This window comes from Stenotrophomonas nitritireducens (assembly GCF_050984405.1).
Lineage (GTDB): Bacteria > Pseudomonadota > Gammaproteobacteria > Xanthomonadales > Xanthomonadaceae > Stenotrophomonas > Stenotrophomonas nitritireducens_B.
Genome location: NZ_CP158790.1, coordinates 341,582 through 354,395, shown reverse-complemented (window position 1 = coordinate 354,395; position 12,814 = coordinate 341,582). Strand labels below are relative to the sequence as shown.

16 protein-coding genes are annotated in these 12,814 nt (G+C 70.1%); 10 read left to right on the top strand and 6 right to left on the bottom strand.

Annotation, left to right across the window (positions count from 1 at the left end; genetic code table 11):
- Window positions 1-19 precede the first annotated feature (19 nt).
- Window positions 20-814 carry an ABC transporter permease gene (locus tag ABTV91_RS01610; RefSeq protein ID WP_433852907.1) on the bottom strand — a complete coding sequence of 265 codons (795 nt, stop codon included), beginning with the start codon at window positions 812-814 and terminating at the stop codon, window positions 20-22.
- Window positions 811-1,764 (bottom strand): ABC transporter ATP-binding protein, encoded by a 954-nt coding sequence (locus tag ABTV91_RS01605; RefSeq protein ID WP_433852906.1) that lies wholly within the window; start codon window positions 1,762-1,764, stop codon window positions 811-813. Before ABTV91_RS01605 ends, ABTV91_RS01610 begins: the two co-directional genes overlap by 4 nt.
- Before the next feature lie 136 nt (window positions 1,765-1,900).
- On the opposite strand from ABTV91_RS01605, the gene ABTV91_RS01600 reads away from it, so the two are divergent.
- The 8 genes from ABTV91_RS01600 to ABTV91_RS01565 all read left to right on the top strand — a co-directional run bounded on the left by ABTV91_RS01600 (window position 1,901) and on the right by ABTV91_RS01565 (window position 8,638).
- Window positions 1,901-2,611 (top strand): FAD-binding oxidoreductase, encoded by a 711-nt coding sequence (locus ABTV91_RS01600; protein WP_433852905.1) that lies wholly within the window; start codon window positions 1,901-1,903, stop codon window positions 2,609-2,611.
- A 94-nt stretch (window positions 2,612-2,705) separates the two neighbouring features.
- Window positions 2,706-3,887, top strand: a complete 1,182-nt coding sequence (locus ABTV91_RS01595) for a diguanylate cyclase (protein WP_433852904.1) — start codon at window positions 2,706-2,708, stop codon at window positions 3,885-3,887.
- Window positions 3,888-4,020: 133 nt separating this feature from the next.
- On the top strand, window positions 4,021-4,185 hold the full coding sequence (locus ABTV91_RS01590) for a hypothetical protein (protein WP_433852903.1): 165 nt from the start codon (window positions 4,021-4,023) through the stop codon (window positions 4,183-4,185).
- Window positions 4,186-4,188: 3 nt separating this feature from the next.
- Complete coding sequence (locus ABTV91_RS01585) at window positions 4,189-4,767, top strand: hypothetical protein (protein ID WP_433852902.1); 579 nt, start codon at window positions 4,189-4,191, stop codon at window positions 4,765-4,767.
- Between the two features lie 10 nt (window positions 4,768-4,777).
- Window positions 4,778-4,972, top strand: coding sequence for a helix-turn-helix transcriptional regulator (locus ABTV91_RS01580; protein WP_433852901.1), 195 nt, complete (start codon window positions 4,778-4,780; stop codon window positions 4,970-4,972).
- A 69-nt stretch (window positions 4,973-5,041) separates the two neighbouring features.
- On the top strand, window positions 5,042-6,571 hold the full coding sequence (locus ABTV91_RS01575) for an alpha/beta hydrolase (RefSeq protein WP_433852900.1): 1,530 nt from the start codon (window positions 5,042-5,044) through the stop codon (window positions 6,569-6,571).
- Window positions 6,572-6,692: 121 nt separating this feature from the next.
- Window positions 6,693-7,448 carry an ABC transporter ATP-binding protein gene (locus ABTV91_RS01570; RefSeq protein WP_433852899.1) on the top strand — a complete coding sequence of 252 codons (756 nt, stop codon included), beginning with the start codon at window positions 6,693-6,695 and terminating at the stop codon, window positions 7,446-7,448.
- Window positions 7,445-8,638 carry an ABC transporter permease gene (locus ABTV91_RS01565; RefSeq protein ID WP_433852898.1) on the top strand — a complete coding sequence of 398 codons (1,194 nt, stop codon included), beginning with the start codon at window positions 7,445-7,447 and terminating at the stop codon, window positions 8,636-8,638. The genes ABTV91_RS01570 and ABTV91_RS01565 overlap by 4 nt, the downstream gene beginning before the upstream one ends.
- A gap of 420 nt (window positions 8,639-9,058) precedes the next feature.
- Here the strand turns inward: ABTV91_RS01565 and ABTV91_RS01560 are convergent, their stop codons facing one another.
- Complete coding sequence (locus ABTV91_RS01560; RefSeq protein WP_433852897.1) at window positions 9,059-10,051, bottom strand: energy transducer TonB; 993 nt, start codon at window positions 10,049-10,051, stop codon at window positions 9,059-9,061.
- 188 nt (window positions 10,052-10,239) lie between these two features.
- Window positions 10,240-10,821 carry a TIGR00645 family protein gene (locus ABTV91_RS01555; RefSeq protein ID WP_433852896.1) on the bottom strand — a complete coding sequence of 194 codons (582 nt, stop codon included), beginning with the start codon at window positions 10,819-10,821 and terminating at the stop codon, window positions 10,240-10,242.
- Between the two features lie 107 nt (window positions 10,822-10,928).
- On the opposite strand from ABTV91_RS01555, the gene ABTV91_RS01550 reads away from it, so the two are divergent.
- Complete coding sequence (locus tag ABTV91_RS01550; RefSeq protein ID WP_433852895.1) at window positions 10,929-11,618, top strand: glutathione binding-like protein; 690 nt, start codon at window positions 10,929-10,931, stop codon at window positions 11,616-11,618.
- A 61-nt stretch (window positions 11,619-11,679) separates the two neighbouring features.
- On the opposite strand, the gene ABTV91_RS01545 is transcribed toward ABTV91_RS01550, so the two are convergent.
- Window positions 11,680-11,826 (bottom strand): hypothetical protein, encoded by a 147-nt coding sequence (locus ABTV91_RS01545; RefSeq protein WP_433852894.1) that lies wholly within the window; start codon window positions 11,824-11,826, stop codon window positions 11,680-11,682.
- Window positions 11,827-11,902: 76 nt separating this feature from the next.
- Window positions 11,903-12,457: a hypothetical protein gene (locus tag ABTV91_RS01540; RefSeq protein ID WP_433852893.1), complete on the bottom strand. Its 555-nt coding sequence runs from the start codon at window positions 12,455-12,457 to the stop codon at window positions 11,903-11,905.
- Between the two features lie 164 nt (window positions 12,458-12,621).
- Here ABTV91_RS01540 and ABTV91_RS01535 point away from each other — a divergent pair, with 164 nt between their 5' ends.
- A complete protein-coding gene (locus ABTV91_RS01535) occupies window positions 12,622-12,765 on the top strand; it encodes a hypothetical protein (RefSeq protein ID WP_153191803.1) in 144 nt (47 codons plus the stop codon).
- Window positions 12,766-12,814 lie beyond the last annotated feature (49 nt).

Below are 12,814 nucleotides of genomic sequence, written 5' to 3'. Positions count from 1 at the left end.
CAGGGGAAAGCGGCGGCGTTCAGCTGCGCAGGCCGACACCGCGCCGCAGCAGCCACAGCGACAGTGCCGTGAGCGCGGCGACGAAGCCCAGCATCAGCGCGTACGACACCCACAGCGGCACGTCGCTGCTGCCCAGCAGGCCGTAGCGGAACGCGTTGACCATGTAGAAGATCGGGTTGGCCTTGGTCAGCGCCTGTGCCCATCCCGGCAGCAGCGTGACCGAGTAGAACACGCCGCCCAGGTAGGTCAGCGGGGTCAGGATGAAGGTCGGCACGATGGCCACGTCGTCGAACTTCTTGGCGTACACCGCGTTGATGAAGCCGGCCAGCGAGAAGATCGTCGAGCCCAGCAGCACCGTGCTCAGCGTCACCAGCGGGTGCGGCACGTGCACGCGGGTGAAGAACAGCGCGATCAGCAGCACGATGGTGCCGACCATCAGCCCGCGCAGCACCGCGCCGGCGACGTAGCCCCACAGGATCACCCAGTTCGGCATCGGGCTGACCAGCAGTTCCTCGACGTGGCGGCCGAACTTGGCGCCGAAGAACGAGGAGCTGATGTTGCCGTAGCTGTTCTGGATCACGCTCATCATCACCAGCCCCGGCACGATGAACTGCATGTAGCTGTAGCCGCCCATGTCGCCGATCTTCGAGCCGATCAGGCCGCCGAAAATCAGGAAATACAGGGTCATGGTGATGGCCGGCGGCACCAGGGTCTGGCCCCAGATGCGCAGGATGCGGTTGACCTCGCGGCGGACGATGGTGCCCAGCGCCACCCGGTTGCGGGCGCTGTCGGTCAGGGGAGCGGGGGTGCTCATGCGGCGGTGTTCTCCAGGTTGCCGGTGAGGCGCACGAACAGCTCCTCTAGGCGGTTGCTCTTGGTGCGCATCGAGCGCACGCGGATGCCGGCGGCGCCCAGCGTGTCGAACACGCGGTTCAGGTCCATCGCCCGCGGCATGTCCAGGTCCAGGGTGTGCGCGTCGACCGCGGCCAGCTGCGCGCCTTCGATGTGCGGCAGCTGCGCCGGCAGTTCGCCGTCGATGTCGAGCAGGAAGCCTTCCACGTCGAGCTTGGCCAGCAGCGCGCGCATCGGCCCCTGCTCGACGATGCGGCCATGGTTGATGATGGCCAGGTTGCGGCACAGCTGCTCGGCTTCCTCCAGGTAATGCGTGGTGAGGATGATGGTGGTGCCGGCGGCGTTGATCTCCTGCAGCGTCTTCCACATGTCGCGGCGGATCTCGATGTCCACGCCGGCGGTGGGCTCGTCCAGGATCAGCAGGCGCGGGCGGGTCATCATCGCGCGGGCGATCATCAGCCGCCGCTTCATGCCGCCGGACAGCGTGCGGCTCATCATCTGCGCCTTGTTCCACAGGTGCGCGCGCTTGAGCTCCTCCTCGGCGCGGACCTCGGCCTCGGCGCGCGGGATGCCGTAGAAGCCGGCGTAGTTGACCAGGATGTCGAAGGGTTTTTCGAACAGGTTGAAATTGATTTCCTGCGGCACCAGCCCGATCAGGCGCATGGTCGCGCTGCGCTCGGCCACCAGGTCCGAGCCGAACACCTGCACCTGGCCCTCGCTCAGGTTCACCAGCGAGGAGACGATGCCGATCAGGGTGGATTTGCCGGCGCCGTTGGGGCCGAGCAGGGCGAAGAAGTCGCCGGGGGCCACTTCCAGCGAGACGCCCTTGAGCGCCTGCACGCCGTTGTCGTAGGTCTTGCGGAGGTCGTGCACGCGCAGCGCGGGCGCGACGGGAGGGATGCGGGAGTCCAAGCTCGGGGCCTTCGCGCCGAAGTGACGGCGCCGGATGAGTGCGAGCCGGTATTATAGGTGCCCCCCGCGGCCCCGGCCCGGTTACACACTGTTGCTCGTGCCTGCACAATTCCCCCTCAGGCTGGCCGGTCGCCGCATGCTGGCGCCCACCGTCGGCCACTACCAGTTCATCCGCGACGACGGCCTGCCGCTGGATTTCCAGCCCGGGCAGTTCATCCAGGTGCACTTCGCGTACGCCGACGGTACCGCCACCAAGCGCAGCTACTCGCTGGCGACCATCCACGACCACGTGCTCGGCCCGGGCGACGCGGTGGAGATCGCGGTCAGCTTCGTGCCCGGCGGCGCGGCCACCGCGCTGTTCGAGGGCCTGGAGATCGGCCAGCACGTCACCGGCAGCGGCCCGTTCGGGCGCTTCTGCCTGCAGCCGGGCGACCGCAACGGCCGTTACCTGCTGATCGCCACCGGCACCGGCGTCACCCCGTACCGCTCGATGCTGCCGCTGCTGGCCAGGGCCATGCAGGAGCGAGGCGTGGAGGTGGTGCTGCTGCAGGGCGCGCGCGCGCCGGCCGAACTGCTGTACGCCGACGACTTCCGCGCCTTCGCCGACGCCCACCCCGGCTTCCGCTACATGCCGTGCCTGTCGCGCGAACTGCCGGCCGACCCGCACCCGGACGTGCGCAGCGGCTACGTGCAGCAGCAGCTGGCCGGACTGGCCCCGGACCCGGCGCGCGACATCGCCTACCTGTGCGGCAACCCGGACATGGTCGATGCCTGCTTCGAGGCGCTGAAGGCCGCCGGCCTGCCGGTGCCGCAAGTGCGCCGCGAGAAGTACGTCAGCAGCAAGTAAGCCGGCCGGACATGCGCGGGCGGCCCCGCATGCGGCATGATCCGGCCAGGCGTCCCGCGCGTGGCGGCGCCGCTCGACGCAAGGACTCCCGGGCTTGGCTTCGCTGGATTTCCCCACCATCGCCATCATCGGCCTGCTGCTGAACATCGGCCTGGCGGCCGGCTTCTCGCTGATCCTGCTGGTGATGCGCGGCCACCCGGTGCCGCGGCTGTGGGCCGCCAGCCTGTGGGCGAGCGCGTTGAGCACGGTGCTGCTGGGCCTGCAGCTGCACATGCCCGAGCTGGCCTCGATCCTGGCGCGCAACGCCTTCGCCGTGCTGGGCAGCATGCTGATGCTGTTCGGCGTGGCGCTGCATGTCGGCCGCCGCGCGCCGGTGCGCCCGGCCCTCGCGCTGGCCGGCGCGTACATGCTGGCCATCGTCTGGTTCAGCGTGGCCACGCCGGACCTGGGCGTCCGACTGGCCCTGTACAGCGTGCTGATCATCATCTGGAAGAGCTGGGAATCGTGGCTGCTGCTGCGCCATGCGCCGGCCGACATCCGCCGCAGCTGCCGGCTGGCGGCGGCGGTGTTCCTGCTCGATGCGGCGCTGTTCCTGGTGCGCGCGCTGATCCCCGTCGCGCCCGGCGCCGGCGGCGACATCCTGCGCGCCGGCCTGCCGATGAACGTCACCTACGTCGGCGGCATGTTCGTGATGCTCGGCCACACCTTCGCGCTGGTGCTGCTGATCGTCGAACGGCAGATGGTGGACCTGCGCCGGCTGGCGCGCCGCGACGGCCTGACCGGCCTGCTCAACCGCACCGCGCTGATGGGCGACGGCGGACAGCAGCTGGCGCAGTGCGTGCGCCAGCGGCAGCCGTTCGCGGCGATGCTGCTGGACCTGGACCACTTCAAGCGGATCAACGACACCCACGGCCACCAGGCCGGCGACGCCGTGCTGCACCACACCGCACGCACCCTGCAGCGCAACCTGCGCGGGCACGACTGGCTGCTCGGCCGCTACGGCGGCGAGGAGTTCGTGCTGCTGCTGCCGGGCGCGGGCATGGAGCAGGCGCTTGCCCTGGCCGAGCGCCTGCGCGCGGCGCTGGAGGCCAGCCCGCTGGGCCGCGACGGCGGCGCGATCGTCACCACGACCAGCATCGGCGTGGCCATCGCCGACGCCACGCCGGACCTGGAGCGCCTGCTGGCGCGCGCCGACGCGGCGCTGTACCGGGCCAAGGCCGCCGGCCGCAACCGCGTCGCCTGTGACCTGGCGGTGGAGCCCACGCCCGCTGCCTGAACGAGCGGCGGTGTTCCCGCCTGCGGGCGGGCTCGCGCCGCGGATGGGCAGGCACCTGTAAAGTTTGCTTGACAGCCTGCCATCGTCCGCTGCATCCTCCTGTAAAGCGTGCTTGACAGGGAGGAATGGGATCATGAACGAAGCAGCAGACCGGCCACGCGCCGGCGCCGCCTGGCTGGGCATCGGCGCGGCCTTCATGGGCGTCGCCGCCACCGGGCAGACCGCGTTCGTCGGCGTGGGCGCGGCCTTCCTCGCGCTGGGCCTGGTCCTGCTGGCGCGTCCGCGCAGGAGCCGCTGAGCGATGGCGCGCGCACTGGACCGCTGGATCGTCGGCGGCATCCTCGCCAACGGCGTGGCCGGCCTGGCGCTGCTGCGGCTGATGCCCGGCAACGCCGATACGCTGGGCGGCATCTGCATCGGGGTGGCCATCGGGCTGTCGTTCGTGGCGCTGCTGCGCCGGCAGCTGCCCGCGGCCTGCGACACCGCGCCGCTGGCGCTGCGCAGGCGCTACAGCCGCGAAATGATGATCGCGATGGGCGCCTACGTCGTGCTGCTGGTGCTGTCGATCACCCTGCTCAAGCGCGTCGACGGCACCGCGCTGCGGGCCTGCATCGCGCTGCTGCCGGTGCCGCCGATCGCGATGACCCTGCGCGCGATGATCCGCTACATCCGCGATGTCGACGAACTGCAGCAGCGCATCGAACTGCAGGCGGTCAGCTTCGCCACGGCCTGCGTGTCGCTGCTCTATCTCACCGGCGGCCTGCTGCAGGCGGCCAGGGTGCTGGACGTGCCGGCCAGCGCGGCGATGATCTGGGTGTTTCCGCTGGTGTGCCTGGCCTATGGCCTGGCCAAGATCGCCGTTTCGCGCCGCTACCGCTGAGCACGCACGCATGGACAACCGCCTGCGCGAACTGCGCGAAGCCAGGGCCTGGTCGCAGGGGGAACTGGCCGAACGGCTGGAGGTCTCCCGGCAGACCGTCAACGCGCTGGAGACCGGCAAGTACGATCCCAGCCTGCCGCTGGCGTTCCGCATCGCACGGCTGTTCGACGCCAGGATCGAGGACATCTTCTTTCCTGTCACATGACGCCGCCGGCCGCGTCATGGGCTGGCATATCCGATTACGTTCCATCAACCACAAGGGGCCGTTCCGATGATGTCCCGCAAGACCCGTACCCTCCTGGCGGTGGCCGCGCTCGTCGCGGTGCTGGGCTACCGCGCGTTCAAGCCCGCGCCCGACGACGCCGGGGCCGATCAAAGCCCCGCGTCCACGGCCGACGTGCAGGCCAGACCGCTGATGCTCGGCAGCCTGGCATTCCGCCCGTGCACCCTGGACTCGCCGTTCAGCCGCGACAGCCTGGAAGCGCAGTGCACCACCTTCCAGGTGTCCGAGGACCGCGGCAACCCGCAGGGCCGCAAGATCGCGCTGAACATCGCGCTGCTGGCGCCGGACAAGCCCGACGGCGTGCTGCCCGACCCGGTGTTCTTCCTGGCCGGCGGCCCCGGCCAGTCGGCGGTGGAGAGCTATCCGCAGATCGACGCCGCCTTCGCCGACGTGCGCAAGCGCCGCAACGTGATCCTTGTCGACCAGCGCGGCACCGGCCGATCCAACCTGCTGTCGTGCGAGGCGCCCGAGGGCGACGACGCCGGCATCGAGGCGATGCGGGCCGCGGCGGCCGCCTGCGCGGCGACGCTGTCGAAGAAGGCCGACCTGCGCCACTACACCACCACCGACGCGGTCGCCGACCTGGATGCCGTGCGCCAGGCCATCGGCGCGGAGAAGATCAACCTGCTCGGCGTCAGCTACGGCACCCGGGTGGCGCAGCAGTACGCCATGCGCCACCCGCAGAGCACGCGCAGCATCGTGCTCGACTCGGTGGTGCCCAACACCCTGCAGCTGGGCAACATCTTCGCCCGCAACCTGGACGACGCGCTGGCGCTGCAGTTCGCCCAGTGCACCGGCAACGCCGCCTGCAAGGCGGCGCTGGGCGACCCGCGCGCCGAGCTGGACGCGCTGCTGGCTACGCTGCGCGCCAACCCGGTGACCGTGCGCTACCGCGACGCCAACACCGGGCAGGAGCGCGAGGACGTGCTGCGCGCCGACACCGTCGCCGGCCTGGTGCGCATGTACGCCTACATGCCGCAGGCCGCGGCGCTGCTGCCCAAGCTGATCCACGAGGCGCGCAACGGCCGCTACGGCGACCTGATGGCGCTGGCGCGGATGATGCAGGGCGACATGAAGGACGCCATGGCCATGGGCATGCAGCTGTCGGTGATCTGCAGCGAGGACGAGGAAGGCATGGCCGCGCGCGACGGGGACGAAACCACCGTGCTCGGCAACCGCATGGCCGAAGGGCTGGCGGCGATGTGCCAGGTGTGGCCGAAGGGCCAGGTGCCGGCCGACTTCCACGCCGCGCTGTCCGGCCCGGTGCCGGCGCTGGTGCTGGAAGGCGAGTTCGACCCGGTCACGCCGCCGCGCTACGGCGAGGAAGTGGTCAAGGGCCTGCCCAACGGCCGCCTGTTCGTGCTGCGCGGCCAGGGCCACGCGGTGGTCGGCGCCGGCTGCATGCCCAAGCTGTTCGCCCAGTTCATCGACAGCACCGACGCCGCCGCGCTCGATGGCGCCTGCCTGGAAAAACTGACCTACGTGCCGCCGTTCACCAGCTTCAACGGCTGGGAACCGTGAAAAACCGGGAACGAGTGGACAGGAACGGGAAACGAGAGAGGGCGTGGAGCGATCGTGCGCTCTGTCGTCTGAATCTTCCCGTTGACGCCGCTATCGCCGTATCACTCAAGGATCCGCTTCCATGATCGTCGCAGAACGACTCCGCAAGACCTTTCCCGGCAAGGGCAAGGACAAGACGCCGGTGATCGCCGTGGACGAGGTGGGCTTCACCGCCCACGACGGCCAGATCACCGGTCTGCTCGGCCCCAACGGCGCCGGCAAGACCACCACGCTGCGCATGCTCTACACGCTGATGACGCCGGAGACCGGCAAGGTCGTGGTCGATGGCGTGGACGCCGCCGCCGACCCGGACACGGTGCGCCGCAGCCTGGGCGTGCTGCCCGACGCGCGCGGCGTGTACAAGCGCCTGACCGCGCGCGAGAACATCGAGTACTTCGGCCAGCTGCACGGCATGGACGCGGCGGCCATCGCCGCGCGCATCGCGCGCCTGGCCGCGGCGCTGCAGATGGAGGATTTCCTCGACCGCCCGACCGAAGGCTTCAGCCAGGGCCAGCGCACCAAGACCGCCATCGCCCGCGCGCTGGTGCACGACCCGAAGAACGTGATCCTCGACGAGCCGACCAACGGCCTGGACGTGATGACCACGCGCGGCCTGCGCGGCTTCCTCAAGGAGCTGCGCGCCGAGGGCCGCTGCGTGATCTTCTCCAGCCACATCATGCAGGAGGTGGCGGCGCTGTGTGACCGCATCGTCATCGTCGCGCACGGCCGCGTGGTGGCGCAGGGCACGCCGGACGAACTGCGCGACCACGCCGGCGAATCCAACCTGGAAGACGCGTTCGTCAAGCTGATCGGCAGCGAGGAGGGCCTGCACGCATGAACAAGACCGGATTCATTGGCAGCATGCTCACGGTGATGCGCAAGGAACTGCGCGACTTCGCCCGCGACCGCCGCACTTTCCTGCTGACCCTGTTCACCGCGCCGCTGCTGTACCCGCTGCTGTTCCTGGGCATCGACAAGCTCAGCAACCTGCGCGTGGAGAACCAGCTGGAGAAGGACATGGCGCTGCCGGTGGTGGGTATCGAACGCGCGCCCAACCTGGTGGCGTTCCTGGCCAGCCACGGCATCACCGCCAGCGCCGCGCCGGACGATTACGAGGCCCGCATCCGCGCCCAGCGCGAGGACGTGGCACTGGTGATCGCCCCGGACTTCGCCGAGGCCTGGCACGCCGGCAAGCCGGCCAAGGTCGAGATCGTCGCCGACACCACGCGCCGCACCAGCGACGTGCAGGTGGCGCGCGTGCGCACCGTGCTGACCGCCTACGGGCAGTCGGTGGGCGCGCTGCGGCTGCTGGCGCGCGGCGTCAACCCGATGGTCGCCGCGCCGGTGAGCGTGGGCACGCGCGACCTGGCCACCGCCGAGGCCAAGCGCGGCATCGTCCTGTCCGTCATCCTGCCGATACTGCTGATGATGTCCGCCTTCATCGGCGGCTCGCACCTGGTCATGGACACCACCGCCGGCGAGCGCGAGCGGCAGTCGCTGGAACCGCTGCTGGCCACGCCGGCGCCGCGTGGCGCCCTGGTCAGCGGCAAGATGCTGGCCTCGACGCTGGTCGGGCTGGCGGCGATCCTGCTGATCCTGCTGTCGTTCAAGTTCAGCGCCAGCATCGCCCGCGGCATGGGCGGCTCGCTGGACGTGAGCTTCATGGCGATGGGCAAACTGGTGCTGGTGCTGCTGCCGCTGGTGCTGATCGGCACCGCGCTGCTGACCTGCCTGGCCGCTGGCGCCAAGAGCATGAAGGAGGCGCAGAGCCACATTGTCTGGCTGATGATGCTGGCGATGATGCCCGGCTATGCGCTGATGGCCTACCCGCTGAAGGACACCCAGCTGTGGCAGTACGCCGTGCCGTTCCTGTCGCAGAACCAGATGCTGGTGAAGGTGACCCGCGGCGAGATGCCGGGCGCCGGGCAGTGGGGCGTCTACCTGGCCGCGTCGCTGCTGCTGACGGTGCTGCTGTGGGCGATGGCGGTGTGGCGCTACCGGCAGGAGAAGCTGGCGATCTCGGGCTGAGCCCGCATCGCCGCCTGGGAAACGAAAGGCCCGGAGCGATCCGGGCCTTTCGTCTTCGTAGGTGCGCGGCTTGCCGCGCATGCTTCACCGCGCACGCTTTGTCGGCAAGGCCCATGCGGGGCGAGCCCCGCATCTACGCATGGGAAAATCCTGTGCCTGCAAAAAAGGAGGCCCGGATAGCTCCGGGCCTTTCGTCTTTGTAGGTGCGCGGCTTGCCGCGCACGCTTCACCGCGCACGCTTCGCTATGCGCGGCTTCCGCCGGCAATCTCCATGCGGGGCGAGCCCCGCATCTACGCATGGGAAAATCCTGTGCCTGCAAAAAAGAAGGCCCGGATCGCTCCGGGCCTTTCGTCTTCGTAGGTGCGCAGCTTGCTGCGTACGCCTTGGCCGGCAAGCCCCATGCGGGGCCAGCCCTGCATCTACTGGTTGGGCTGGAAGGCCAGCGTGCGGCGGGTGGTGGTCGGGCTGCTGATCGGTTCGAAACGCCAGCGCCTGACCGCGTTCAGGGCTTCGCGGTCGAATACGCGCGGCGGGCTGGCGCGCAGCACGCGGGCGTCGGTGACCGAACCATCGGTGCCGACGGTCAGTTCCACCAGCACTTCGCCGGAAGTGCCCGAGCGCAGCGCGTCGGCCGGGTAGCGCGGGGCGGGCGTGCTCACCGCGCGCAGGGCCGGCGCGGCCGCGGCCGGCTTCGGCGCGGCCGCGACCTGCTGCGCGGCGGCGCGGGCGTCGGCCTCGCGCTTGGCCGCGGCCTGGCGCTCGGCCTCCAGCCGCTCGCTTTCCCTGCGCGCCGCTTCCTGGCGTGCGGCCAGCTGCTGCGCGGCGGTGGCCTCGGCCGCCTGCTGCTGCGCCAGGCGCTGCTGTTCGACCAGCTGCTTGGCGCGGTTCTCGGCGTCCTTCTTGACCTTGTCGGTCTCTTCCTGGGTGCGCTTGACCGCCACTTCCATGCCGCGGGTGATGCCCTGCTTGAGCCGCGGCAGCGCCGGCGCCGACGGGTCCACCTTCTCGATCAGCGCCACCAGGCGCTGGGCCTCGGGGAAGTCCTCGCGCGCCAGGCTCTGCTCGGCGGCGATCAGCGTGTAGGGCTGCAGGTCGGTCAGCGCGCTCTTGACCGCCGCGTCGTCGGGCAGCTTGTCGCGCAGCGCCAGGTAGTACTCCATGGCGTTGTCGCCGGCCGGCGCGTACATGCGGTTCTCGCGCAGCGCGGTGCTGGCCGAGTCGCGCAGCTGGTCGGTGCCCATCGACTGCACCTTGGCCGAAACCGCCGGAGCCGGTGCCTGCGCCGCGGACGCGGCCGGGGTGCCGGCGGCGGCCGGGGCGGAATCGTCCTTGCCCGAACAGGCGGCCAGGGCGACGGCCAGCAGGGCGGGCGCCAGCAGGCGCGTTTTGCCGTGGATCGTGACGTACGACATCAATCTTCCCCTTGAATCGACGAACGCGAATGGTTGCTGGCCCGGGCCGTCATGATGCGCGGCGTTTCCCGACGCCGGCCGGACCCGGGGCGAAGGGCGAATCTAGCATTGCCGCCGCGCCAGCACGAGATCGGGGCCGGGCGGCGGCCGAAGTCGATGGCCGCCAAGGGCGGCGGCCACCGGCCGGGTCAGTGCGCGTTCGGCTTCGAATGGCCGTTGGACATCAGCTTGTCGGTCCAGGCGATGCCGACCGCCGACAGGATGAACACGCAGTGGATGATGGTCTGCCACATCACGCCGGTGGAGGTGAACTTGGTGCAGGCCACGCCCGCGGCCAGCTGCGACCCGCACAGCGGCAGGCCCAGCTGGCCGGCCTCGATGAAGGTCTTGAGCAGGTGGATCGAGGAGATGCCGATGATCGCCATCGCCAGTTTCACCTTCAGCACCGATGCGTTCACGTGGCTGAGCCACTCCGGCTGGTCCGGATGGCCCTGCAGGCCCAGGCGCGAGACGAAGGTCTCGTAGCCGCCGACGATGACCATCACCAGCAGGTTGGAGATCATCACCACGTCGATCAGGCCGAGCACGATCAGCATGATCTGCTGCTCGGTCCAACTGGTCGCATGGGTGATCAGGTGCCACAACTCGTGCCCGAACAGATAGACGTAGACGCCCTGGGCGACAATCAGGCCGAGGTAGAGCGGCAGCTGCAGCCAGCGCGAGGCGAAGATCAGGGCCGGGAGGGGGCTCAGCGGTTTGTGTTCGGACATGGCAGGGATGCTGCGTTGCGGAAAGGCGGCAGGTTAACGGTCGTCCGGTAGGCTGCCAAGCGCTACCGTATCGATCCCCGGTCACGGTCCCCCACGGAGACGCATTCATGATCGACCTCTACTACTGGCCCACCCCCAACGGCCACAAGATCACCCTGTTCCTGGAAGAAGCCGGGCTGCCGTACCGCCTGGTGCCGGTCAACATCGGCAAGGGCGACCAGTTCCAGCCCGATTTCCTGGCCATCTCGCCCAACAACAAGATGCCGGCCATCGTCGACCACGCCCCGGCCGACGGCGGCGCGCCGCTGAGCGTGTTCGAATCCGGCGCGATCCTGCTGTACCTGGCCGAGAAGACCGGCCGCTTCCTGCCCGCCGACCTGCGCGGCCGCGCCGCCGCGCTGGAATGGCTGTTCTGGCAGATGGGCGGGCTGGGGCCGATGAGCGGGCAGATGGGCCACTTCAACGTCTACGCGCCCGAGCGCATTCCCTACGCCATCGAGCGCTACGACAGCGAGGTGCGGCGCCTGCACCGGGTGATGGACAAGCGCCTGTCCGAATCGACCTACCTGGCCGGCGACGAGTACGGCATCGCCGACATGGCCAGCTACCCGTGGATCGGCGCCTACAGCAAGCTGCCGGCCGACTTCGACGCCTTCCCGCACCTGCACCGCTGGCACCAGGCCATCGCCATGCGCCCAGCCACGCAGCGCGCCTACGCGCTGGGCCCGACGGTGAACCCGGATGCGGGCAAGCCGTTGAGCGAGGAAGAGCGGCAGCAGTTGTTCGGCAGGCGTTGACCAACGGCCGGCATCAGATGGTGCGTCGCGCCGGCGGCGCACCCGTGAGCCGGCGATGCGGTCACCACGCCAGTGGCGCGGCTTCCTGTTTCCAGAACAGCCAGCAGCGCACCTCGCGGTGCGCGCGCACGCCGACCTGCTCGGGATGGGCGGCGGAGGCCAGGTCGAGCAGATGCACGGTGCCGGAATGGCTGCCCACGGCCAGCATGCGGCCGTCGGCGGGCGCTGATCGTGCTGCACCACCACCGCGCGGCGGCCGTCGTTGAACGGAATCAGCTGCCGGATCACCGGCTCGTTCTCGGCCAGCGCCGCCAGCACGGCAGGAAGCGCTTCATCGCCGCGTGGAAGCGGCAGCCTCGCCACCGGGGCAGGTTCGTCGCCGCGCCGGATCTCGATGTGGCCGCCGATGGCCAGGGCGACCAGTTGCCGGTCCGGGCTGGCGCCGAACATATGCACGGACGGCATGGCGTGCACCTCCATGCCGCGCACCGCCAGCACCCGGCCCGGCTCGTACCACGGTCCGCACCAGCAATCCGCCGTCCGCCGTCCGCCAGCGCGCCGATGCCCTGGCCGTTGTCCTCCAGCAAGGGCTGGAGGGCCTCGTGCAGCGGCGGCCACTGTTCGCGGAACCGCGCGAGCGCGTCCGCGTCCCGCCCGGCATTGGCGGCGCGCAACTGCTCCATCAGTGATGGAAGCAGGGGCGACAGGTCGGGCGCATCGTCGGGATCGCCCATGCCCTCCCAGTCGCGGGCGTCGCCGCGGGCGATGTAGTCGTTGAAGTGGCGGGCATGGGCATGAACGGCGGTCTGCCAGCGCAGGTGCGGAGAGGGATCGGTCATGGCGGCCGTGGCGTTGGAGGAAGCAGGGAGGCCGATGGAAGCACAGTGGGGTTGCCGCCCGCCACGACGGCTGGCGCCTCCCGCCGCCGATTGATCCTGCGCAAGGCCAGCCGCGGCCGGCGCCCCTACGCTGCCTCCATCGACAACGGCACGGGGAGGGGACGATGCATCCGATCTTGCGCGACATGCTGACGCAACCGGTGGGCTGGCTGACGATCTGCGGGGCCCTGATTATCCTGGGCATTCCGCTGTTCACGGTGTTCTTCATCCGCCGCCGGATGCGCGAGGAGCAGCGCGGCCGGCGCTGAGCGGTGGGCGGGACTGACGGCAGGGGCAAGGGCGGGCCGGCTCGGCTAG